Genomic DNA, 498 nt, shown 5'->3' with positions numbered 1-498 from the left:
CAGAAGGTGTCGTGCGCGGAGGCCGCCTGCGGGAAGCCGCGATCGGCCTCCATCTTCACCGAATGGATCAGGTCGGGGAATTTGATCGCATCCTGGATGAAGAAGACGGGGATGTTATTGCCGACCAGATCCCAATTGCCCTCGCGGGTATAGAATTTGACCGCAAAGCCCCGAACGTCGCGCGGGGTGTCGACCGATCCCGCACCCCCGGCGACCGTGGAAAAGCGCGCGAACACTTCGGTGCGCTGGCCCTTTTTCTGGAACAGGTCGGCGCAGGTGATGTCGGCCAGGCTGTCGGTGCATTCGAAATAGCCGTGCGCTGCGCTGCCGCGCGCATGAACGATGCGTTCGGGGACGCGCTCATGGTCGAAATGGTTGATCTTCTCGCGGAAGATTTCGTCTTCCAACAGCACCGGGCCGCGGGTGCCGGCCTTTAACTGGTTCTGATTGTCGCTGATCGGGATGCCGTGGTTGGTGGTCAGTACCGGATGTTCGTCA

Annotated in this window: 1 protein-coding gene; it reads right to left on the bottom strand. The window is 61.2% G+C overall.

The genetic code is table 11. From position 1 onward, the window contains the following. The coding region (locus AACY52_RS30340) for a catalase (protein ID WP_339561385.1) at positions 1-498 on the bottom strand (498 nt) is incomplete at both ends.

Origin of the sequence: Pseudomonas sp. EA_65y_Pfl1_P113, from assembly GCF_963970525.1 — a bacterium.
GTDB lineage: Bacteria > Pseudomonadota > Gammaproteobacteria > Pseudomonadales > Pseudomonadaceae > Aquipseudomonas > Aquipseudomonas tritici.
Note: the sequence above shows the minus strand (reverse complement) of the source record. Positions and strands in the feature narration are given on the sequence as shown.